The 22206-nt window shown below is 72.3% G+C and carries 17 protein-coding genes; 5 read left to right on the forward strand and 12 right to left on the reverse strand.

Features of this window, described 5'->3' with window-relative positions; translation table 11 throughout:
• The first annotated feature begins 28 nt into the window (after positions 1 to 28).
• From ACNQOV_RS04680 to ACNQOV_RS04690, 3 genes are all read left to right on the forward strand, one after another.
• Entirely contained in the window at positions 29 to 1036 is a 1008-nt protein-coding gene (locus ACNQOV_RS04680) for a TerC family protein (RefSeq protein WP_022907645.1), read from the forward strand.
• Positions 1037 to 1207: 171 nt separating this feature from the next.
• Positions 1208 to 2209, forward strand: a complete 1002-nt coding sequence (locus tag ACNQOV_RS04685) for an aldo/keto reductase (RefSeq protein ID WP_416393585.1) — start codon at positions 1208 to 1210, stop codon at positions 2207 to 2209.
• 19 nt (positions 2210 to 2228) lie between these two features.
• Complete coding sequence (locus tag ACNQOV_RS04690) at positions 2229 to 2588, forward strand: UBP-type zinc finger domain-containing protein (protein ID WP_416393586.1); 360 nt, start codon at positions 2229 to 2231, stop codon at positions 2586 to 2588.
• 99 nt (positions 2589 to 2687) lie between these two features.
• Here the strand turns inward: ACNQOV_RS04690 and msrA are convergent, their stop codons facing one another.
• The 12 genes from msrA to ACNQOV_RS04750 form a co-directional block, all read right to left on the reverse strand.
• A complete protein-coding gene (gene msrA / locus ACNQOV_RS04695; RefSeq protein WP_022907648.1) occupies positions 2688 to 3209 on the reverse strand; it encodes a peptide-methionine (S)-S-oxide reductase MsrA in 522 nt (173 codons plus the stop codon).
• Between the two features lie 116 nt (positions 3210 to 3325).
• Entirely contained in the window at positions 3326 to 3940 is a 615-nt protein-coding gene (locus ACNQOV_RS04700; protein ID WP_416393587.1) for a biotin transporter BioY, read from the reverse strand.
• Positions 3941 to 3997: 57 nt separating this feature from the next.
• Complete coding sequence (locus ACNQOV_RS04705; RefSeq protein ID WP_402268660.1) at positions 3998 to 4690, reverse strand: TetR/AcrR family transcriptional regulator; 693 nt, start codon at positions 4688 to 4690, stop codon at positions 3998 to 4000.
• 23 nt (positions 4691 to 4713) lie between these two features.
• A complete protein-coding gene (atzF, locus tag ACNQOV_RS04710; protein WP_416393588.1) occupies positions 4714 to 6519 on the reverse strand; it encodes an allophanate hydrolase in 1806 nt (601 codons plus the stop codon).
• Positions 6516 to 10190, reverse strand: coding sequence for an urea carboxylase (gene uca, locus ACNQOV_RS04715; RefSeq protein WP_416393589.1), 3675 nt, complete (start codon positions 10188 to 10190; stop codon positions 6516 to 6518). Before uca ends, atzF begins: the two co-directional genes overlap by 4 nt.
• A complete protein-coding gene (locus tag ACNQOV_RS04720) occupies positions 10187 to 10882 on the reverse strand; it encodes an urea amidolyase associated protein UAAP2 (protein WP_416393590.1) in 696 nt (231 codons plus the stop codon). The genes uca and ACNQOV_RS04720 overlap by 4 nt, the downstream gene beginning before the upstream one ends.
• Complete coding sequence (locus ACNQOV_RS04725) at positions 10882 to 11721, reverse strand: urea amidolyase associated protein UAAP1 (RefSeq protein WP_416393591.1); 840 nt, start codon at positions 11719 to 11721, stop codon at positions 10882 to 10884. The genes ACNQOV_RS04720 and ACNQOV_RS04725 overlap by 1 nt, the downstream gene beginning before the upstream one ends.
• An 88-nt stretch (positions 11722 to 11809) precedes the next feature.
• Positions 11810 to 13402 carry an amino acid permease gene (locus ACNQOV_RS04730; RefSeq protein WP_402268673.1) on the reverse strand — a complete coding sequence of 531 codons (1593 nt, stop codon included), beginning with the start codon at positions 13400 to 13402 and terminating at the stop codon, positions 11810 to 11812.
• Positions 13403 to 13616: 214 nt separating this feature from the next.
• Positions 13617 to 14438 (reverse strand): aldo/keto reductase, encoded by an 822-nt coding sequence (locus ACNQOV_RS04735; RefSeq protein ID WP_416393592.1) that lies wholly within the window; start codon positions 14436 to 14438, stop codon positions 13617 to 13619.
• 80 nt (positions 14439 to 14518) lie between these two features.
• Positions 14519 to 17605, reverse strand: coding sequence for an alpha-mannosidase (locus ACNQOV_RS04740; RefSeq protein WP_416393593.1), 3087 nt, complete (start codon positions 17603 to 17605; stop codon positions 14519 to 14521).
• Between the two features lie 67 nt (positions 17606 to 17672).
• On the reverse strand, positions 17673 to 19013 hold the full coding sequence (locus ACNQOV_RS04745) for a 6-phospho-beta-glucosidase (RefSeq protein ID WP_402268682.1): 1341 nt from the start codon (positions 19011 to 19013) through the stop codon (positions 17673 to 17675).
• Positions 19010 to 19765 (reverse strand): DeoR/GlpR family DNA-binding transcription regulator, encoded by a 756-nt coding sequence (locus tag ACNQOV_RS04750; RefSeq protein ID WP_416393594.1) that lies wholly within the window; start codon positions 19763 to 19765, stop codon positions 19010 to 19012. The genes ACNQOV_RS04745 and ACNQOV_RS04750 overlap by 4 nt, the downstream gene beginning before the upstream one ends.
• A gap of 63 nt (positions 19766 to 19828) precedes the next feature.
• Between ACNQOV_RS04750 and ACNQOV_RS04755 the strand changes: the two genes are divergently transcribed.
• Positions 19829 to 20887, forward strand: a complete 1059-nt coding sequence (locus tag ACNQOV_RS04755) for a carbohydrate kinase family protein (RefSeq protein WP_416393595.1) — start codon at positions 19829 to 19831, stop codon at positions 20885 to 20887.
• 49 nt (positions 20888 to 20936) lie between these two features.
• A complete protein-coding gene (locus ACNQOV_RS04760) occupies positions 20937 to 22202 on the forward strand; it encodes an ABC transporter substrate-binding protein (protein WP_402268687.1) in 1266 nt (421 codons plus the stop codon).
• The last annotated feature ends 4 nt before the right edge of the window (positions 22203 to 22206 follow it).

Genomic DNA, 22206 nt, shown 5'->3' on the forward strand with positions numbered 1-22206 from the left:
CCTCCCGCACAACCAGGAAAGGCCCCGGATGCTCGAGCTCCCGGCCGTGTTCGAAGTCGGCTCCCTGATCGTCATCGTGGCGATCCTGCTCGCCGACCTGCTCGTCGTGGCCCGGCGTCCCCACGTGCCGACGCTCAAGGAGTCCGGCGTGTGGGTGGGCCTCTACGTGGGCCTCGCCCTCCTGTTCGCCGTCGCGATGTTCGTCTTCGCCGGCGGGGAGTCAGCGGGGCAGTTCCTCGCGGGCTGGCTCACCGAGTACAGCCTGAGCATCGACAACCTCTTCGTGTTCGTGATCCTCATGGCCCGGTTCTCCGTGCCGAAGACGATCCAGCAGGAGGTGCTCATGCTCGGCATCATCATCGCGCTGGTCCTGCGCGGCGTCTTCATCCTGCTCGGCGCCCGGCTGATCGAGGACTTCTCGTGGATCTTCTACCTCTTCGGTGCGTGGCTGATCTGGACGGCGATCCAGCAGCTCCGCGGCGAGGACGAGGACGACGACAAGGACAGCCTCATCGTGCGGCTGCTCCGGAAGCGCGTGCGCATCACGGACACGTACGACGGCATGAAGTTCCGCGTCGTGCAGGACGGCGCCCGGCACTTCACCCCGCTCCTGGTGGTCCTCATCGCGATCGGGACGACCGACCTGCTCTTCGCCCTCGACTCGATCCCGGCGATCTTCGGCATCACCGAGAGCGCGTTCATCGTGTTCACCGCGAACGTCTTCGCCCTGATGGGCCTGCGGCAGCTGTACTTCCTGCTCGGCGGGCTGCTCGAGCGGCTGGTCTACCTCAAGTACGGGATCGCGGCGATCCTCGCGTTCATCGGTGTGAAGCTCGTGCTGCACGCCCTGCACGGCAACGAGCTGCCCTTCATCAACGGCGGCGAGCACGTGGAGTGGGCGCCCGAGATCGGCACGGTGGTGTCGCTGCTCGTGATCGTCGTGGCGATGGGCGTGGCGACCGGCGCCAGCCTGCTGCGGATCCGCCGCGAGGACGACGCGCACGACGAGGTCTCCCGCGACGCCGGAACGGCGTAGCGGCCCCCGACCGCGCGGACGGCGCGCGTCCGGCGGTGGACGCACCACGTGACGGACGGGAGGCGCGGGGCGGGCCCGCACCGTCCCTCCCGTCCGTCACCGGGTCGCGTCCGCGGTCCGCTAGCGTCGATCCCGGACCCACCACCCCCTCACGAACCGGATCGAGCAACGATGCCTGACGTCCACCGCCCCGCCGACGACCGCTACGAGCGGCTGCCGTACCAGCGCGTGGGGAGGAGCGGGTTGCTGCTGCCCCGGATCTCCCTCGGGCTGTGGAACAACTTCGGCACCGACCGGGCGCTCACGACGCAGCGGGACATCGTGCTGCACGCGTTCGACCGCGGGATCACGCACTTCGACCTGGCGAACAACTACGACCCGCCGCCCGGAGCCGCCGAGGAGCAGTTCGGTCGCATCCTCGGGTCGGACCTCCGCCCGTTCCGCGACGAGCTCGTGGTGTCCACCAAGGCCGGCTACGACATGTGGCCCGGCCCCTACGGCAACTGGGGGTCCCGGAAGTCCATGCTGGCGTCGCTCGACCAGTCCCTCGGACGGCTCGGGCTCGAGTACGTCGACGTCTTCTACTCGCACCGGCCGGACCCCGAGACGCCGATCGAGGAGACCGTCAGCGCCCTCGTGACCGCGGTCCGGTCCGGCAAGGCGCTCTACGCCGGCATCTCGAACCACGACCCGGCGCAGACGGCCGCCGCGGCCGAGGCGCTCGCCGCCGAGAACATCCACCTGCTCATCCACCAGCCGCGCTACAACATGTTCGACCGCGCGCCCGAGGACGGCCTCTTCGACGAGCTGCTCCGTCTGGGGACCGGCGCGATCGTGTTCTCCCCGCTGGCCGGTGGGCTGCTGACGGACCGCTACCTCGACGGCTCGGTGCCGGTCGGGTCGCGTGCGGCCGAGGGCCGGTGGTTCGGCGCAGACCGCATCGACGACGCGTACCTGACGACGGCGCGGGCCCTGAACGAGATCGCCGTGTCGCGCGGGCAGACGCTCGCGCAGCTCGCGATCACGTGGGTGCTCCGGCAGCCGGCGGTCACGTCCGCGCTCGTCGGGGCGTCGAGCGTCCGACAGCTCGACGGGACGCTCGACGCGCTCGAGGGTGCGCCGCTGACGGACGAGGAGCTCGCAGCGATCGAGGCCCTGGTGCCGCGCGGCTGAGCCGGGCAGGATGAGCGACATGACCGACGACAGCGACATGATCGACCCCCTGGTCGCGCCCAGCGGCGACGGGTGCGTCGAGTGCGACGCCACCGGGTCCTGGTGGGTGCACCTGCGCCGGTGTGCCGCGTGCGGCCACGTCGGGTGCTGCGACGACTCGCTGGACACCCACGCCACCCGGCACTGGGAGGCGACCGGGCACGCGGTCATCCAGAGCTACGAGCCCGGTGAGACGTGGGCGTACGACTACCGCGACCGGTCCACGTTCGAGGGCGTCGAGCTCCAGGCGCCGACGAGCCACCCCGTGGACCAGTCGGTCCCCGGGCCGGCGGACCGCCTGCCCGCGGACTGGTTGGAACGGCTCGGCGGGTCGCGCTAGGGCCGTCGACGCGACCGGGGACACACGGGAGGGGCGGTGCCAGCCGGCACCGCGCCTCCTGTCCTGCACGTGGTCACGCGATCAGCGTGACCGCGACGATCAGACCGCTGCGGCCGTCTCGTCGCGGCGCGGGAGCGTCCAGCCCGGGCGCACGAAGTGGCACGTGTACCCGTGCGGGTGCTTCTCGAGGTAGTCCTGGTGCTCCTCCTCGGCCTCCCAGAAGTCACCGGCCGGCTCGACCTCGGTGACGACCTTGCCCGGCCAGATGCCGGAGGCGTCCACGTCGGCGATGGTGTCGAGGGCGACCTGGCGCTGCTCGTCGGACGTGGGGAACACGGCCGAGCGGTAGGCACGGCCGACGTCGTTGCCCTGGCGGTCCTTCGTCGACGGGTCGTGGATCTGGAAGAAGAACTCGAGCAGCTCGCGGTAGGAGATCTGGGACGGGTCGAAGACGATCTCGACCGCCTCGGCGTGGTCGCCGTGGTTGCGGTAGGTGGCGTTCGGGGTGTCGCCGCCGGAGTAGCCGACGCGCGTGCTGATCACACCGGGACGGCGACGGAGGAGCTGCTGCGCTCCCCAGAAACACCCGCCGGCGAGGATGGCGGTTTCGGTGGTGGTCATGGTGGCCTCCTGGTGTCGGGAGTACCGCTGGCTGCGGCACCGTGTGGTGCAACCGGCGAGGGCTGTGGTCTGTTCCCGCCGTGCACAGAGCGCTGGTCCGCGACGCGACCGCGCGATCAGCGCTGGTCCGCGTCGCGACGACGGCCCGCCGCGTGCCAGCCGAGGGCGACCACACCGGCGCCGATCATGGCCTTGGCCAGCTCGCCGATGACGAACGGGTACAGGCCGTACGCGAGGGCGTGCTGCAGGTCGAGCCCGAGGGCGATCGCGAGCCAGGCCGTGCCGGCGCCGAACGTGACGACGGTGCCGAGCACGAAGGACAGCAGCGCCGCGGTGAACCGGCGGCCGCCGAAGCGCTCGGCGATCCGTCCGACGAGGGCCGCGGCGGCGATGAACCCGACGACGTAGCCCCCGGTCGGGCCGAGCAGGACGCCCGGTCCGGCGGCGCCCTCGGCGAAGACGGGCAGACCGACGACGCCGAGCAGCGCGTAGACGAGCATCGACAGGGCGCCGCGTCGGGAGCCGAGCGCGCTCCCGACGAGGAGGACGGCGAGGGTCTGCCCGGTGACCGGCACCGGCCAGAGCGGGACGGACACCTGGGCGGCGCCGGCGGTCAGCAGCGCGCCACCGACGACGAGCGCGGTGCTGACCAGCGCGGTCCGGGGGAGCAGGACGTCGGCGAACGGGCGCAGGGCGGTGGTCGGCACGGGTGCGGGGGCGTTGGCGGTCATGATCGGGTCCTCGGGGAGCGGGTCGGCGGGTCGGGGATCGGGTCCGGTCGGGCGGGGTCAGACGGCGGCTGCGGCGAGCAGCGCGTCGGCGTCCCGGCGTGCGCCGGCGACGGCATCGGCGTCGAGCCCGCACGCGCGGAGGCAGGTGTCGGTGAGCAGCTCGCGGTCCTGGTCGTCCACGTCGCGGGTGCGGCGGAGCTGGATGACCGTCTCGGCGAGCTGGATGAGGACGCCGCCCAGACGCTCGGCCGTGACCGATCGCCGGACGTCCTCGCTCGCCGCCCGGGCACCGAGCCGCCCGTAGGTGTCCTGCAGCTCCTGCCGGTCGGCGCGGAAGCCGGCGTACCGGTCCCCCTGCACCTCGGGGAGCATGTAGAGCGTGCCGATGTTGTGGGGCGTCCGTGCGAGCGTGTCGATGTCGATGAGGACCAGGGCGGCGAGGGCGCCGGCGGCGGAGACGGTCCCGGGGACCCGCTCCTCGAGGCCGCGGACCACGTCGAGGCTCGGGCGGACCGAGGTCGTGAGCAGCTCGACGAGCACCTCGTCCTTGCCGGCGAAGTGGTAGTACAGCGAGGCCTGTCGGATGCCGACCCGCTCCGCGATCGCCCGGGTCGAGGTGGCGCTGAAGCCGTTCTCGACGAACAGCGCCGCGGCGGCGTCCAGGATCTGGTCGCGGGGGCTCAGCCCGGACGCGGTGTCCGGGACCGCTCGTGGCCTGCCGAGTCGGGTGGGCCGGTCGTCGGAGGACATGGCCCCATCCTCGCAGCCGGCCGTCACGCGTGCTCCCGGGCCGTGTGCTCCCGGGCCACCATCTCGCGGTACGCACGCCAGCCGCCGTGGTGCGTGATGTCCTCGGCACCCGCGACGGCGTGCGCCTCGACCGTGAAGCCGGTGACGTCCGACCCGTCGTCGAGCGTCACGGAGCCGATCGCCATCGGTGCGGGGAGCGCAGCGACGAACGTCCCCAAGCCGGCGGCCGGCAGCCGCCAGACCTCGCCGGCGATCCCGGACGGCGCCGTGCTGCCGTCCTCCGACCGCACTCCGCCCGCAGCACCGGCGCCCGACCGGACCAGCCCCGGCTTGGGGGGCACCGTGTCGAGGGCGTACAGCCGGTAGTCGGGGGCGGTGCGCGCCGCGCGGACGAACGTGCCGCCGGCGGCGACCAGCTGCCCGTTCAAGGGCTGGTCCCGCAGGTGCGCGCCGACGACGAGGAGGTCGACGGTCGGGGCGGCGAAGGCCGCGGCGAGTGCCGCCAGACGGCGGTCGGTGAACGCCGGTCCGGTCAGCATGACGCCGAACGGCAGCCCGTCCACGAAGCCGGCCGGCACCGCGAGGGACGCCATGTCCAGGAGGTTCGCGAAGTTCGTGTACCGACCCATCCGGCTGTTCGCACCGACCGGGTCCGCAGCGACCTCGTCGAGGGTCGGGTGCCAGGTGGTGGTGGGGGTGAGGAGCGCCGTCGTGCCGTCGAGCAGCGTGCGGCCCCTGGCACCGAGGGCGTCGAGGCGCTCCTGGTCGGCGAAGAGCGCCGCGGCCGTCGGCGTCGCGCCGCCGAGGACGATCGCGGCCACCGTGGGGTCGAGGTCCTCGCCGATCCGGTCACGGTTCGCCTCGATGTGGGCCCCGACCGCCGCGTACCGCTCGGCGACGAACGCGCCGTCGTACAGGAGCGTCGCGGCGTCGAGGAGCGGGGCGATGTCGACCTCGACGACCTCGTGCCCGAGGGCGCGGAACCGGTCGACGGCACGGTCGAACGCCGCCGCCCACCCGGGCGCGAGTCCCTCGAGCTGCGTCGGCAGCGGCACCGCGATGCGCGGCACCGGGGGCAGGACCACGAGGGAGCCGTCGGCCAGTGCGGCGTCCGGCCGGGCGAGCGGGTCGGAGCCGTCCGGCCCCGCCATCAGCTCGGCCACGGTCCGGGCGAGGTCGAGCGAGCGGGCGAACACGGTCACGCAGTCCTGCGACCGGCAGGCGGGGACGACGCCGGTGTTCGGGACGAGCCCCTTCGTGGGCTTCACCCCGACGAGGTGGTTCAGCGCTGCCGGGACGCGTCCGGAGCCGGCGGTGTCGGTGCCGAGCGCGAAGTCGACCGTCCCGAGTGCGACGGCGGTGGCGGACCCGCTCGAGGACCCGCCGGAGATCCGGGTGGGGTCCCAGGCGTTCCGGACGGCGCCGAAGGGCGACCGGGTGCCGACGAGGCCGGTCGCGAACTGGTCGAGGTTGGTCTTGCCGACGACGACCGCCCCGGCAGCCCGGAGTCGTGCGACGGCGGTGGCGTCCGCGGCGGGTGTGGACGCGAAGGAGCGCGCGGCGGCGGTGGTGGGGAGCCCGGCGACGTCGATGTTGTCCTTGACAGCGAAGAGCATGCCGGCGAGCGGCAGGGCCGGATCGACGGCCGATGCCTCGGCGACCACGTCGGCCCGGTCGCGCAGGGTGATCCACACCTCGGGACGGTCGACCGCGTCGATCCGGTCGAAGGCGGCGTGCACGCGGGCGACCACGTGGTCGCCACCCCGGCCCGCGCCGTCCCGGCCGCTGCTCACGCCGCCGCTCACGCCGCCGCTCACGCCGCCGCTCACGCTGCGGCTCCGATCGCGGCGAGGACCTGCCCGGGTGCGACCTGGTCGCCCGGCTTGATGTAGACCTCCAACACGTGCCCCTCCACCGGTGCGTGCACCATCGACTCCATCTTCATCGCCTCCACCGCGAGCAGCTTCTGGCCCTCGTCCACCCGGTCGCCCGGCCGGACGTCCACCTGCCACACGGTCGACGTGAACGGCGCCGTCACCGCGGTCGCACCGGCCGGCAGGACGACCTCGTCCGGCAGCACCACGGCGGGTTCGTCGCGGACGTCGAACTCGCCCGATGCCCGCCACCGCTCCTTCTCCTCGTCGAACGCGCGGGCCTGCTGCGCCCGGAAGTCGGCGATCGACCCCGCGTTGTCGCTGAGGAACCGGTTGTAGGACGCGATCGAGAACTCGCCGTCGACGGTCTCGAAGTCCCCGCGTCCCGCGTCGGTCTCGGCGCGCAGGTCGAGGAGCTCCTCGGCGGAGACCGGGTACCACTCGATGCGGTCGAAGAAGCGGAGCGCCCACGGGTCCTCCTGGAACAGGCCGCCGCGGCGGAACCGGTTCCAGATCTGCACGGTGCGGCCGACGAACTGGTACCCGCCCGGCCCCTCCATGCCGTAGATGCACAGGTACGCGCCGCCGATCCCGACCGAGTTCTCGGCCGTCCAGGTGCGTGCCGGGTTGTACTTCGTGGTGACGAGGCGGTGCCGGGGGTCGAGCGGCGTGGCGACCGGCGCACCGAGGTACACGTCGCCGAGCCCGAGCACGAGGTAGCTCGCGTCGAAGACCGTGCGGAACACGTCGTCGACGCTGTCGAGCCCGTTGATCCGCCGGATGAACTCGATGTTCCACGGGGTCCACGGCGCGTCGTCGCGGACCCCCGCCATGTACCGCTCGATCGCCAGCCGGGTCGCGGGATCGTCCCACGACAGCGGCAGCTTCACGGTGCGGGACGGCACGACGAGCTGGTCGGTCGGCGGGATCTCGTCCTCGAGCTCGCGGAGGAGGCCCGCCATCGTGCTCGCCTTCAGCACGCTCGCGTCGGTGTGCACCTGCAGCGACCGGATGCCGGGGGTGATGTCGAGGACGCCGCGGGGCGCCTCCTCCTGCAGCTTCGTCATGAGCGCGTGCACGCGCATCCGCAGCGCGATGTCGAGCGTCATGTCGCCGTACTCGACGAGGACGTTGTCGTCGCCGTCGCGTCGGTACGCGACGCCCGGGCGGGCGTCGGTCGCGTCCAGACGCGCGATCACCCCGTCGTCGCCGTCGCCGCCGGTGCGGGGGACGGTCCGGGAGGCGCGGTTCGCCTCGAGCGCGGCCGCGTCGGCCTCGCGCACCGGGACGAACCGCACGGTGTCACCCGGTCGGAGCTGACCGAGCTTCCACAGGTCGCCGCTGGCGACCACCGCCGGACAGACGAAGCCGCCGAGCGAGGGGCCGTCCGGCCCGAGGACGATCGGGGTGTCCCCGGTGAAGTCGATCGCCCCCACCGCGTACGGGGTGTCGTGGATGTTCGACGGGTGCAGTCCTGCCTCGCCGCCGTCGGTCCGAGCCCAGCCGGGCCGGGGACCGATCAACCGGATGCCGGTGCGGGCGGAGTTGTGGTGCACGACGTAGTCGGTGGCGTAGAACACGTCGAGGTCGGCGCGGGTGAAGAAGTCCGGCGCCGCGTGCGGCCCCTCGGTGACGGCGACCTCCCACGTGTCGGTGAGCGCGGTCCGCCGGTCGGCTGGGGTCGGACCGCCGACCAGGCCGAGCCGGCTACCGGCGGGGAAGGCCGGGTGCGGGGCGTCCGAGTCCGGGGAACCGGGACGCAGGACGTCACCGGCGAGCAGGGCACGACCGGCGTGACCGCCGAACCCGCCGAGCGTGAAGGTCGCGGTGGAGCCGAGGTACGTCGGGACGTCGAAGCCGCCGCGGACCGCCAGGTAGCTCCGGAGTCCCGGTCCGGCAGCCGTGCCGAGCGCGAGGGTCTGACCCGCCTGCACCTCGATCGGCTCCCACAGCGCCAGGGGCTCGCCGTCGAGCACGACCGGCAGCGGTGCGCCCGTGACCGCGACGACGGCGCTCGCCGAGAAGCGGAGCGTCGGGCCCGTGGCGGTGACCTCGAGCGCCGGAGCACCCTCGGGGTTGCCGACCACGAGGTTCGCCTCGGCGAACGACGCCGCGTCGAACGGGCCGCTCGGCGGGACGCCCACCTGCCAGTACCCGACCCGGCCGGGCAGGTCCTGGATCATGGTCATGGTGCCGGGGGTGACGACGTCGATCCGGGGGTCAGGGTCCTCGGTCTCGTCGAGCGTCGAGGTGGAGTGCGTCGCGGTCCGGAGCTCGAGGTCGTCGGTGAGGGAGCGGAGCAGCCCGGCGTTCGTCACGATGCCGTCGACTCGGGTGTCGGCGAGGGCGTCCCGGAGCAGGTCGAGTGCGTCGTCCCGGGTCTCGCCGGTGGCGATGACCTTCGCGAGCATCGGGTCGTAGAAGGCGGAGACCTCGGAGCCGGTCTCCACCCAGCCGTCGACGCGGACGCCGTCACGCTCGGGGAACACCGCCTGCGTCACGAGGCCGCTCGAGGGCAGGGACCCCTTCGCCGGGTCCTCGGCGTAGACGCGGGCCTCGACGGCGAACCCGGTCGGGGTCCACGCGCGGTCGAAGACGTCGTCGTCGATGCCGACCGCCCCGTCGCGGGCCAGGCGCAGCATGAGCTCGACGAGGTCGACGCCGAAGACCTCCTCGGTCACCGGGTGCTCGACCTGCAGCCGCGTGTTCACCTCGAGGAAGGACGCCTCCTCGCGGACCGGGTCGTAGACGAACTCGACCGTCCCTGCGCTGCGGTACCCGACGCTCTCGGCGAGCCGACGGGCGGACGCGTGCAGTTCCTCCCGGACCCGGCGGGGGAGCGCCGGGGCCGGGGCCTCCTCGATGACCTTCTGGTTGCGGCGCTGGAGCGAGCAGTCGCGGTCGCCGATCACGGCGACGCGGCCCTCGCCGTCGCCGAAGAGCTGGACCTCGACGTGGCGGGCCGGCCGGACGAGCCGTTCGAGGAAGATCCCGGCCGAGCCGAAGGCGGCCGACGCGGTGCGCTCGACGCTCGCGTACGCCTCGCGGACCTCGTCGAGCGTCGCGCACGCCTGCATGCCGATCCCGCCGCCGCCACCGGCGGCCTTGAGCATGACCGGCAGGCCGATGCGCTCCGCCTGCAGGACGGCGTCCTCGACGCTGTCCAGCAGCCCGGTGCCGGCGAGCATCGGGACGCCGGCTGCCGCGGCGAGCTCACGGGCGGTGTGCTTCGCGCCGAACCGGACGATCTGCTCGGCGGTCGGGCCGACGAAGCGGATGCCGGCGGCCTCGCACGCCGCGGCGAACTCGGTGTTCTCGGACAGGAAGCCGTAGCCCGGGTGCACGAGTCCCGCGCCGGTGTCGATCGCGGCCTGGACGACGGCGTCGATCCTCAGGTACGACTCGCGCGCCGGGGCCGGACCGAGCCGGACGGCGACGTCGGCCTCGCGGACGTGCGGGGCGGCGCGGTCGGCGTCCGAGTAGACGGCGACGGTACGCATGCCGAGCGCCTTGGCGGAGCGGATCACGCGGCGGGCGATCTCGCCGCGGTTGGCGACGAGGACGGTGTCGGTGGAGAGCGGGGGAGTCACGGTGTCGGTCCCGGTGGGGTCGGGCGCGGCGGTCACGGCTGGACCACGATCATGCGCAGCGGGGTGCAGGAGAAGTCGTTGCACGGGTTGTTCATCTGCGGGCAGTTCGAGACGATCACCAGGACGTCCCGCTCGGCACGGACGGCGACGCGCTTGCCGGGGGCACTCATGCCGTCGACGATGCCGAGCGCCCCGTCGGCCTCGACCGGGACGTTCATGAACCAGTTGAGGTTCGACACGATGTCCCGGGCGCCGAGGCCGTGCCGTCCGGCCTCGGCGAGGAAGTTCTCGCGGCAGCCGTGCTGGAACTGTGTGTGGTGGCCGTAGCGGAGCGTGTTCGACTCCTTCGAGCACGCGCCGCCGATGGTGTCCTGCCGGTCGATCTCGTTGCCGACGACGGTCATCAGCGGGCGGCCCTCGTTCGACATGAGGACGGTGCCGGTCCGGACGTAGGCGTTGCCCTGCGCCGCGAGGGTGTCCGGAACGCTGTAGCGCTCGTCGGGGTCGTGCGCGTCGTAGACCAGGCAGTCGGCGCTCTGGTTGCCGCCGACGTCGACGATCGTGAGCACCTCGCCCGCGCGGACGACGGCGGACCACGGTGCGAGCGGGGCCACGTCGTCGTCGCGGACGACGGTGCCGGCGACGAGGGAGCCGCTCCGGTCGAGGGGGACGTCCGGCGCGTGGACCGCGCCGACCGGGACGGTGGAGGTCGTGGTGGCGGTGGTCATCAGCAGCCTCGTGCTTCCGCGTAGTCGATGGAGTTCAGGTAGGCGCGGTGCAGTTCCGGCGTCGCGGTGAAGCGCTCGTCGGCAGCGGTCGTCGGGGCGCCGCGCCAGGCGTGCACGCGGAGCGGGCCGACCGTGTAGTCGGGTCGCGGGTCGATCGGGTGCGGCACGTTCGCGACGAGGACGAGGAGCGGCAGTTCGGCGACGAGGGTGACGTGTCGGTCCGGTCCGGCGCTCCCCGTGGGCGTCAGCGTGCCGTCCGCCTCGACGCGGACACCCCGGAAGAACGAGACGCTCGGCGGCATGTCCCGCTTCGACAGGCCGTGCTTCGCCGCCGCCTTCGCGAGGAGCGACCGCCCGCTCGGGCTCGGGCCCTCCGGTGCTGCGTCGCCGTACTTCCGCTCGTTCCCGGCGTCGGTGCTCGTGCCGCAGAACGCGTCGTGGTGGCCGGAGGTGTCCTCGACGATGCTCGCCAGGACCCGCCCGTCGCCGCTGAGGAGCGGGGAGCCCTGGCCGAGGTACGCCTGCCACGGGATCTTCTGCGTGTCCGCGACGTTGAGGCGCTCCCACGGTTCGAGCGCGTTGTACACGAGCACGTTCGCGCACGCGTCACCCGTCGGGTCGTCGAAGCGGATCCGCGTCCCCCGGGCGAGCACCTTGTGCGTGTACCCGCCCGGTGCCACGGTCTCGGCCCACACCAGACCGGCCGGGTCGACGCCCGCTGGGGCGAACGGCGACGACGACGCGGGCAGGTACGGCATCCAGTCGGAGGTCGCACCGCCCTGGGCGCGGGCGTCCGATCGCGAGGCGATCACGCTGTCGGTCTGGTGCAGGTCACGCACGGTGGTTCCTTCCGGTGGAGCGGGTGGAGCGGGTGGAGCGGGTGGAGCTGGCGGTGCTGGCGGTGCGGGGTCGCCGGTGGCGCCGGGGTCAGGCCTCGACGGGGGTCGGCGCGGTGTGCGGCACCTCGGCGAGGGTGATCGGCCCGTGTGCGCGGTGCCGCCACGACGACCACGCCCACCCGACGACGAGGACGCCGCCGATGAACAGCAGCGCGCTGTACTGCAGCCACCAGGAGTGTCCGGTGAGGTCGTAGATCTCCGGGCGGGGCCAGATCAGGTTGACCGCCATGCCGATCTGGAACGCGACGGCGAGGGCGTTCAGCGGGATGCCCCACCGGCCGAGCGTGAAGAGCGGCCGGCCGTCCTCGTCCACCCCGGTCGGCAGCCCGGTGCGGCGGAGTCGGATGCGCTGGACGAGCAGCGGGCCCGTCACGCCGAGGTACGCCAGGTAGAGCATCGCGATGCAGAGGCTGGAGAGGGCGGTGAAGATCGCGGACTGCCCGATGTTCACCGCGAGGGCGAGCCCGGCGCCGACCCCGACGACGATCGACGCCGCGATCGGGGTGCCCGTGCGGGGCGAGACGCGGGCGAGCGTGCGGTGGAAGGGCAGCGCCTGCTCACGGGCCATCGAGAAGACCATGCGGGCACCGGCGGTCTGCACCGCCAGGGTGCACGCGAACACGGCGACCGCCACGGTGCAGAGGAGCAGCCGGCCGAACACGTCGCCGAGCGCCGAGGTGATCACCCAGGCGAGGCCCTGCGTGGCCAGCTTGCCGTCGGTCAGGCTCGGCGCCGCGATGAGCGCACCGATGATGAGCAGGCCGCCGCCGAGACCCGACACGGTCAGGGCGCGGATGATCGTCTTCGGGGTGGTGCGCCGGGGGTTGTGCGTCTCCTCGGCGAGCTCGCCCGCCGAGTCGAAGCCGACCATGACGTACGCGGCCATCAGCGACGACGCCAGGAAGGCCCAGACGTACGGCTCGTTCGTCGGGCCGGCGTACCCCTCGGTCGTGAACACCACGGTCGGGGAGCGGTGCGGCAGCAGGAACAGCGCGACGATGAGCACGACGACGCCGACGATCTCGACGAGCACGCCGAAGCTCGTCACCCGGGCCATCAGCCGCACGCTGAGGATGTTGACGATCGTCGTCACGGCGAGCATGACCAGTCCGAGCACGACCGCGTTGGCGGCACCCGTCGGGGACGCCAGCGACGGGTCGGCACCGGCACCGCCCACGATCTGGAAACCGCTCCAGATCGCCGGGAGCACGGCCTGCACCGCGATGGCCGCCACCGCGACGGTGAGGACCTGCCCGATGATCATCGTCCAGCCGGTGAACCAGCCGAACCGCGGCCCGGCGAGCCGGCTCGACCACTGGAAGATCGCCCCGGAGATCGGCCAGCGTGCGGCGAGCTGGGCGAAGTTCAGCGCCACGAGCAGCTGGCCGCCGAAGACCAGCGGCCACGCCCAGAAGAACGCCGCGCCCCCGAGTCCGAACCCGAGCCCGAAGAGCTGGAAGACCGTGGTGAGGATGGAGACGAAGGAGAACCCGGCGGCGAAGGACGAGAACGAGCCGACCCCGCGGTGGAGTTCCTGCTCGTAGCCGAGCCGGGCGAGGCCCTGGGCATCGACGCTGGACGTGGCGCGGGGTGCGTGGAGCGGTGCTTCGGGAGAGCGCATGGCTGCAGACCTTTCGCGGAGTACCTGTCGGGTGACAGGTAGTGCGACCAGTGTTCTGCGCTGCTGTGTCGTCCCCGTTGCCCGGCTGTTTCGGTCTCGTGTCGCAGGTCGTCGGCATGTAAACGTTGCGCGACGGCGACGACGGACGGGAGGCCCGTGGCGGATCCGCCACGGGCCTCCCGTTTCGTCATGTGGTCGCGTGAACGAGGGCGGGTCAGTCGGTCGTGCCCTCGAGCGCGTCGAGCGCCGCGACGTCCTCGGCCGACAGCGCGAAGTCCACGTCCGCGTTCGCGGCGATGCGCGACGGCGTGGTCGACTTCGGCAGCGGCAGCACGTCCTGCTCGAGCAGGTAGCGGATCGCGACCTGGGCGACGCTCCTGTCGTACTTCGCCGCGATCTCGGCGATCTGCTCGTTGTCGAGCAGTCCGCCGGTGGCGAGCGGCGAGTACCCCTCGGTGAGGATGTCGTGCTCGCGGTCGAACGCGGTGGTCTCGGCCTGCGTGTTCCCGATGAACCAGCGGATCTGGTTGGCGTGCGGGACGACGTCGGTGCGGCCGAGCAGGTCCTCGAGGTCGGCGACGGCGAAGTTCGAGACACCGATGCTCTTCGTGCGTCCGGCGTCGTACAGCTCCTCGAACACCTTCCACACCTCGACGTTGCCGTCCCGGTGGTCGGAGCCCATGTCGCTCCAGGGCCACGGCGCGTGGATCAGGTACAGGTCGACGTGACCGAGGTCGAGGTTGCGGCTGGACTCCTCGAAGGCCTCGCGGGCACCGGACGCGGTCTTCACCTCGGCCGGCAGCTTCGTGGTGACGAAGAGCTCGTCGCGCGGGATGCCGCTGTCGCGGACGGCCTCGCCGACGCTGGCCTCGTTGCCGTAGGCCAGGGCGGTGTCGATGTGTCGGTAGCCGGCGTCGAGCGCGGCCTTCGTGGCGTCGTAGGCGTCGGCGCCGGACGGGATCTGCCAGGTGCCGAAGCCGATCTTCGGGATGTGCAGGCCGTTGGACAGGGTGAACGTGTCGATGAGAGCGGGCATGGACCGGACAGTACGCCGCGCGGACGGACGCGACCGGACGGGGGACGCGGCACCGCGCCTCCCGTCCGGACGGCGGTGCGTCAGCGACGCGGCCGGATCCGGAGCGTCACCACCTGGAACGGGCGCAGGCCGAGCGCGACCGACCCACCACCGTCCCAGGCGAAGTGCCGGGCGGACCGCGGTGCGTCGTCGATCGGGCGCTCGCGGAGGTCGACCTGCTCGACGGACGCGGCGTCGATCCGCAGCGCCAGCACGGTGTCGGTCCGGGCGCCGAGCGCCTCGTACAGCCGGACGACCACGTCGCCCGAGCGGTCGTCGGCGAGCTTGACCGACTCGACCCGCACGCCGGACGACGAGGACACGGCCGGTGCCGGCAGTGTGGTCGTCGCGGCCGTCTCGCCGGACACCGCGCGGAGCGGCAGGTTCTCGTCGTACCCGCTCGCGACGACGTCGTCGAGGTCCGCGCCGGGGTGCACGGCGTACGAGAAGGTGTGGTGGCCGAGGTCCTGTTCCGGGTCCGGGGACTGCGCCCCGCGCACCAGGCTGAGCCGGACCTCGGTCTCGACCTCGCCGGTCGACCCGATCCGCCTGGTGACGTCGTGGCCGTAGGTGCCAGCGTTCGTGACCCCGATGCCGTAGCCCGGCTCCTCGACGTGCACCCAGCGGTGGGCCATGACCTCGAAGCGGGCGTCGTCCCACGAGGTGTTCGTGTGCGTCGGCCGACGGAGGTGCCCGAACTGGATCTCGGCGCTGTGGTGCTGAGCGTGCACGACGAACGGCAGCGAGGCCTTCAGCAGCTTCTCGCGCTCCTGCCACTCGACCTCGACGCCGAGGTGCACCCGCACGTCGTCGGCGTGCACCGCGATCGTCTGCACGAGCTCGGAGGCGCCGAAGCGCCGGCGGACCCGGACGGTCGCGCGGAGGTCGCCGTCGGAGACGAGCTCGACGGACTCGGCGCCGCGGAGCTCGACCACCGAGTGCCGGTAGTGCGCGTCGATGTCCCACGCGTCCCAGGCGTTCGGCAGGTCCTCGTGCAGGTGCAGCAGGTTCGCGCTGCGGTCCGCCGGCACGAGTTCCCGGTCGTTCGCCAGGTCGCGGATGGAGTCCACGAGCCCGTCGTGGTCGACGTGGACGCGGACACGGCCGTTGTCGAGGACCGTGCCGCCGGCGTCCGTCGTCGCTCGGACGGGGTTCGTCGGTGCCACGACGGCGAGCGGGGAGAGTGCGTGCGCCCGTGCCTCGACGACGCCGATCGGCGTGCCGTCGTCGTCGACGACGAGCTCGTGTCGGTCGTGGTCGGCGGCGTTCGCGACCACACCGGTCGCACCGAGGTGCGTGAGCGCGCGGGCGATGAGCCGTTCGATCTCGGCGTGGTTCCGCCGGTAGCTCTCCTCGTTCTCCTCGTGCACCCAGCGGATGGAGGAGCCGGGCAGGATGTCGTGGAACTGCTGCAGCAGCGTCGCCTGCCAGAGCTCGTCGAGGCACGCGTACGGGTACTCGGCGCCCTGCAGCGCCGCTGCCGTCCACCACAGCTCGGCCTCGCGGAGCAGGTGCTCGGCCCTGCGGTTGCCGCGCTTCTCGCGGGCGTGCGACGTGAACGTGCCGCGGTGCAGCTCGAGGTACAGCTCGCCGACCCAGACGGGGGCGTCCTGGTACTCGTCGCGCGCCCGGGCGAAGAAGTCGTCCGGGTGCTCGATCTCGACGCGGGGCGAGCCCTCGAGCGACTCGACCCGGCGCTGCCGCTCCATCATCTCGCGGATCGGACCGCCGCCGCCGTCGCCGTAGCCGAACGGCACGAGCGACGTCGTCGCGGCGCCCTTCTCGCGGAACTGCCGGACGGCGTGGTGCAGTTCCTCGCCCTCGAGCGTCGAGTTGTAGGTGTCGATCGGCGGGAAGTGCGTGAAGATCCGGGAGCCGTCGATGCCCTCCCACCAGAACGTGTGGTGCGGGAACGTGTTCGTCTGGTTCCAGGACAGCTTCTGCGTGAGGAACCAGTCGAGGCCGGCGAGCTTCGCGATCTGCGGGAACGCTGCGGTGTAGCCGAACGAGTCCGGCAGCCAGATGCCGTGGGTGTCGGCGCCGAGCTCGTCGGCGAAGAACCGGAGGCCCTGCGTGATCTGCCGGACCATGGCCTCGCCGCCGGGCAGGTTGCCGTCCGGCTCGATCCACTGCGAGCCGACGACGATCCACTGTCCGCGGGCGATCGCGGCCTTGATCCCCTCGAACACCGCCGGGTAGCGCTCCTTGACCCACGCGTACTGCTGCGCGCTCGACGCGGCGAACCGGAGGTCGGGGTACTGCTCGGCCAGGGCGAGCACGTTCGAGAACGTCCGACCGGTCTTGCGCTTCGTCTCGCGGATCGGCCAGAGCCAGGCGCTGTCGATGTGCGCGTGGCCGATGCCGCTCAGCCGGTGCGCGGACGGGTTCGCCGGGCTGGCGAGGGCCCCGGCGAGCTCGGCGCGGGCCGCGGCGGCGGTGCCGACGATGTCGTCGAGCGCCAGGACGTCCATCGCGCGTTCGAGGTCGCGGAGCACCTCGTGTCGACGCGGGTCGGTCTCCGGCAGCTCCTTGACCATCTGGAACAGCACTTCGACGTCGAAGCGCAGGGCCCAGACCTCGGGTTCGAACACCGCGAGCTCGGCGGTCCGGAACGTGTAGATCGGGGTCTCGGGCGCGGTCCGCTTCGAGCCGTACGCCGTCGGGACGAACTCGTTGACGAGGATGTCCGGGTTCGCGGCCGCCTCGAGGAACAGGTGGACCTGCTCGCCACCGTCGGCCTGGTCGGCGATGCGCAGGTAGTGGTTGCGCGGGTGGATGCCCTTGACCGGGGTGCCGTCCGGGGTGTGCAGGAGCCCCTCGGCCTGGTTGCCGGGCCAGTCGCCCTGGAACCCCGGGTCGACGAGGAGCTCGACGGTCCGGCCGGCCCACTCGGCGGGGACGGTGCCGGTGACCTCGAACCACCAGGTCGACCAGGCCCGACCCCACTGGTCGCCGACCGTGAAGGGACGGTACTCGGCCGCCAGCGCCTCGGCGGCGGGCACGGGCTCGTCCGGCACCTGCCAGGCGGCGAGGGTGACCGGGGTGCGTGCCTGGTACACGGCGGGGACGATGCGCTCGTTCAGGACGCGCTCGATGCGCGCCTCGACGAGCTTCTGGTTCTGGTGCATGGCTGTGCTTTCGGGACGGGCCGGCCGGCGGCGGCAGCGCTGTGCGCCGTCGGCCGGGAGGCGCGGGTCAGGACAGGTAGGCGAGGTGCGGGAACGAGGACCGTGCGTCGTCGAGCAGCGCACGGGCGACGCGGACGGAGTCGACGAGCGGGTGGTGCGCGAGGGCGCGGAGCGCCGCGGCCCGGTCGGCGTGCAGTGCCGCCTGGATCGTCTGTCGTTCGACGTACTTGACCGCGGTGACCGTCCCGAGCCCGAAGTCGGGGACCCGGGCGCCGGGGATCGGGTGTGCACCGGTCGCGTCGACGATGCACGGGATCTCCACCACGGCGTCGTCGTCCACCCCGGCGAGGGCACCGGCGTTCCGGACGTTCAGGATGAGCCGCGCGCGCTGGTCGTACGCGATGCCCCGCATCAGGGCCAGCGCGACGTCCTCGTAGCCGCCGGAGGTCATGTCCTCGACGTCCCGCTCGCCCATGCCGACCGAGTCGCGGTTCGTCGCCATGTACGTCGACTCACGCTCGTGCCGGCACTCCTGCCAGGTGTGGAACGGACGGGTGCTCGAGGCGGCGTCCACCCAGAACCGGTCCTGCTGCTCGACGAGGTAGCGCGCCCGGGTGTGCGGCGCGTACTGGTCGGCCTGCAGGACGTCGCGCCGGTAGGCGTAGTAGTGCAGGTACTCGTTCGGCAGGGCACCGAGGGCCTGGATCCACTCCGCCCCGAAGAGCTTGCCCTCCTCGAAGGACTCGATCCGGTCCGCGTCGGCGAGGACTTCCGGGAGCCGGTCCACGCCGTCCACGCGGACCGCGGTGAGCCAGCCGAGGTGGTTCAGGCCGGCGTACTCGAGTTCGACGTCCGGGCCGTGCTGGATGCCGAGGGTGCCGAGAGCCCGACGTGCGAGCCCGATGGGGGAGTCGCAGATCCCGATGACCCGCTCGCCGAGCACCGTCGACATGGCCTCGGTCACGACACCGGCCGGGTTCGTGAAGTTGATCACCCACGCGTCGGGCGCGAGTCGCTTGATCGTGTGCGCCAACGCCATCACGGTGGGCAGCGTGCGGAGGGCGTAGGAGATGCCGCCGAACCCGACGGTCTCCTGCCCGATGACGCCGTGCGACTGCCCGATGCGCTCGTCGGTCGCGCGGCCCTCCATCCCGGCGACCCGGATCGCGGAGAACACGAAGTCGGCCCCGGGCAGGGCTTCCTCGACGTCGGTGTGCACGCTGATCGCCGGCGCGTCCGCGACGCCCTCGGCCTGGTCGGCGAGGATCCGCGCCATCGTGCGCAGCCGGTCGACGTCGACGTCGACGAGCGCGACCTGGGTGACCCGCCCGTCGGCGTGGTCGCGGAGCAGCGCGGAGTACACGAGCGGTGTGCGGAAGCCACCACCGCCGATCATGACGAGCTTCATGCGACGAGGACCTCCACACCGTGGGCTGCGAACGCCGCGGCGACCGGGACCGGCGGTTCGGCGTCGGTGACGACCCGCACGATCGATGACGGCAGGTCGATCCGCGCAGCCCCGGTGCCGGGGAACTTGCTGCTGTCGGCGAGGACGGTGACCTCGTCGCACGCGGTGGCGATCGCCTGCTTGATGGGGACCTGCGCGATCGTGGTGTCGCGGAGGTCGCCGCTCGCCGAGATCCCGCTGACGCCGAGGAAGGCGTGGTCGGCGCGGATGAGCCGGAGCGAGTCGGTGGTCAGGTGGCCCGAGACGCAGTGGTACACCGCGTCGTAGTCGCCGGGCAGGAGGACGAGGTGGACCTCGGGGTCGTCCTTGAGGACCTCGAACACGGCCATGTTCGCCGTGATGACGGTCACCGGACGCCCGCGCAGCAGGGTCGCGAGCTGCAGCACCGTGGTGCCGATGTCGAGCACGACGGTGTGGCCGTCCTCGACGAGGTCGGCCGCCGCGGTCGCGATGCGGAGCTTCTCGTCGCGGTGCACCGTCTCCACCTCGGGGAAGGGGGCATCGCCCTCGTGTCCGTCGGCGAGCACCGCACCGCCACGGGTGCGGCGCAGCAGACCGGCGTCGTCGAGGCGCTGCAGGTCGCGGCGGATCGTCGCGACGCTCGATCCGGTGGCCTCGGCGAGGTCGGTCACCGAGGCCGCGCGGTCAGCACGGAGGCGACCGAGGATGGCGAGATCACGGATGTCCTTCATACCGATCAGCATAGCGATCAAATTCGATCAACATGCAAACCTTTTCAAACAAAAAGATGCGCGATGTCGATCGATCTGTGTTACAACTTCCTCACACGCCGACCGATGGAGGCAGCGATGGACGACCGACCGACACCGAGCACCGATGCTGACGTGCTCGTCGCCGGGATGCTGTTCTTCGACGCCGTGTTCGCCGACCTGCCGCACGGTCCGGTGCTCGGCCAGGAGCACTGGACGCCCCACTTCGCGTGGACGCCCGGCGGCATCGCCAACTTCGCCATCGCCGCGGCCCGTCTCGGCGCGTCCACCGACGTCGCAGCCGCTGTCGGCGACGACGAGCTCAGCGGCCTCTGCCGTGCCGCGCTCGCCCGCGAGGGCATCGGCACCGCCCTGCTCGCCCGCATCCCGGGGTGGTCGATCCCGGTGAGCGCGTGCCTCGGCTACGACGGGGACCGGGCGATCGTGACGGGCGGAACCGAGTCGCCCGTCGCCCTCCCGGACATCCTCCCGGCGACCGGCGGTCGTGTCGCGGCGCTGCACGTCGACGAGTCCACCGCGGAGTGGGTGCGCGCGAGCGCCGACCGGGGGCAGCGGGTGTTCGCCGACGTCGGGTGGGACGCGTCCGGCGCCTGGGACCCCGCGGTGCTCGACGCGATCGACGGTGCCCACGCGTTCACCCCGAACGACCGCGAGGCCATGGCGTACACACGGACCGACGACCCCGTCCGCGCGGCGCGGCTCCTCGCCGAGCGCGTCCCGCTCAGCGTCGTCACGTGCGGCGCGGACGGCGTGGTCGCCGTCGACTCGGCCTCAGGGGACGAGGTCGTCGTCCCCGGCGTGCGCGTCCGGGCGGTCGACGCGACCGGCGCCGGCGACGTGTTCTGTGCCGCGCTCGCCGTCGCGTCGCTCGAGGACCGACCGCTCCGGGAACGCGTCGACCTCGCGGCGCTCGTCGCCGCGATCACGGTCTCCCGACCCGGCGGGGCGTCCACCGCTCCGCGGCGGGACGAACTCCTGCCGTGGCTCGCCGCCAACCCGACCGCGGCCCAACCGCACCGGTACGACTTCCTCCCCACGTTCCTCCAGGCCGCCACCGCCGGTCCGCCGGATCCCAGACCCTGACGTCCCACCGCACCACTTCCCCGATCGCCACCCGAACCCAGGAGAACCCATGCGCACCCCCACGAAGCGTCGCCGCACCGCCGCGGTCCTCGCCACCGCGGTCGCCGCGGCACTCGTCCTCACCGGCTGCTCCGCCGGATCGTCCGCGTCCGACGGCAAGCTCACCGCCTGGCTGTGGCCCGGCGCCCTCGGCGACTCGGTCGTCTCGAGCGCGAAGAAGGAGTTCGCCTCGGACAAGCTGCAGGTCAACGTCATCGGTGGGGACTTCAAGCAGAAGCTGGTGACGACCTTCACCGGCAAGACGAACGTCCCCTCGATCACGGGCGTCAAGGGCGAGGACATGCCGTACTTCCTGCAGCAGTCCAGCCTCTTCACGGACCTGAAGTCGCTGGTGCCCGCGTCCTACCTCGCCCAGTTCCCGAAGTGGAAGCTCGCCGAGGCCACGACGTCGGACGGCAAGCTCATCGGCATCCCGACGGACATCGGTCCGTCCGCCCTGTTCTACCGCGAGGACGTGCTGGCCGAGGCCGGCCTGCCGAGCGAGCCCGCCGCGGTCGCGGACGCCACGAGCACCTGGGACAAGTACTTCGCGTTCGGCAAGGAGCTGAAGGCCAAGACGGGTGCGTCCCTCGAGGTCTCCGCCGGTGACGTCTTCAGCTGGTCGATGGCGCAGGCCGACAGCGGCTTCGTGAGCAAGACCGGCAAGTTCCTGGGCGACGACAGCACGGTCAAGCAGGCGTGGGAGCGCGCGGTGACGGCGGAGCGGGCCGGCATCGTCGCGAACATCGAGGACGGCAGCCCCGACTGGGCATCGGCCGTCAACCAGGGCAAGCTCCCCACCGTCATCGGCGCTGCGTGGCACGCCGGCGACATCAAGAGCGCCGCACCGGACACGTCCGGCAAGTGGCGAGTCACCGCGACCCCCGGCGGCCCCGGCAACGCCGGTGGGTCGTTCCTCACGATCCCCGCGGCGACGTCCGACAAGAAGGCCGCCCTCAAGGTGATCGAGGCCCTGGTCGCACCGTCGGCGCAGGCCACGACGTACAGTCAGGTCGGCAACTTCCCCTCGTCGTCGAAGGCGCTCGACGAGTCGGCGCTCACCAAGGGCGACGCGTTCTTCGGTGGACAGGACACCGTCTCGGTCTTCCAGAAGTCCATCGAGTCGATGCCGACGAGGTACACCAGCCCCTACGACGCGCAGGTGTCCGCCCCGTACCTGACGGAACTGACGAACGTCCAGACCGGCAAGGACCCCGACAAGGCCTGGTCCGACGCCGTGCAGGCCGCGAAGTCGGCGTTGGAATCGGCGAAGTGACCGC

This window comes from Curtobacterium sp. LFS084, from assembly GCF_047977705.1.
Taxonomy (GTDB): Bacteria; Actinomycetota; Actinomycetes; order Actinomycetales; family Microbacteriaceae; genus Curtobacterium.

Bases quoted from the DNA above. Each gene is read 5' to 3' on its own strand.
- ACNQOV_RS04680 (WP_022907645.1), top strand. From the start codon at position 29: ATGCTCGAGCTCCCGGCCGTGTTCGAAGTCGGCTCCCTGATCGTCATC.
- ACNQOV_RS04685 (WP_416393585.1), top strand. From the start codon at position 1,208: ATGCCTGACGTCCACCGCCCCGCCGACGACCGCTACGAGCGGCTGCCG.
- ACNQOV_RS04690 (WP_416393586.1), top strand. From the start codon at position 2,229: ATGACCGACGACAGCGACATGATCGACCCCCTGGTCGCGCCCAGCGGC.
- msrA (WP_022907648.1), bottom strand. From the start codon at position 3,209: ATGACCACCACCGAAACCGCCATCCTCGCCGGCGGGTGTTTCTGGGGA.
- ACNQOV_RS04700 (WP_416393587.1), bottom strand. From the start codon at position 3,940: ATGACCGCCAACGCCCCCGCACCCGTGCCGACCACCGCCCTGCGCCCG.
- ACNQOV_RS04705 (WP_402268660.1), bottom strand. From the start codon at position 4,690: ATGTCCTCCGACGACCGGCCCACCCGACTCGGCAGGCCACGAGCGGTC.
- ACNQOV_RS04720 (WP_416393590.1), bottom strand. From the start codon at position 10,882: ATGACCACCGCCACCACGACCTCCACCGTCCCGGTCGGCGCGGTCCAC.
- ACNQOV_RS04730 (WP_402268673.1), bottom strand. From the start codon at position 13,402: ATGCGCTCTCCCGAAGCACCGCTCCACGCACCCCGCGCCACGTCCAGC.
- ACNQOV_RS04735 (WP_416393592.1), bottom strand. From the start codon at position 14,438: ATGCCCGCTCTCATCGACACGTTCACCCTGTCCAACGGCCTGCACATC.
- ACNQOV_RS04740 (WP_416393593.1), bottom strand. From the start codon at position 17,605: ATGCACCAGAACCAGAAGCTCGTCGAGGCGCGCATCGAGCGCGTCCTG.
- ACNQOV_RS04745 (WP_402268682.1), bottom strand. From the start codon at position 19,013: ATGAAGCTCGTCATGATCGGCGGTGGTGGCTTCCGCACACCGCTCGTG.
- ACNQOV_RS04750 (WP_416393594.1), bottom strand. From the start codon at position 19,765: ATGAAGGACATCCGTGATCTCGCCATCCTCGGTCGCCTCCGTGCTGAC.
- ACNQOV_RS04755 (WP_416393595.1), top strand. From the start codon at position 19,829: ATGTCGATCGATCTGTGTTACAACTTCCTCACACGCCGACCGATGGAG.
- ACNQOV_RS04760 (WP_402268687.1), top strand. From the start codon at position 20,937: ATGCGCACCCCCACGAAGCGTCGCCGCACCGCCGCGGTCCTCGCCACC.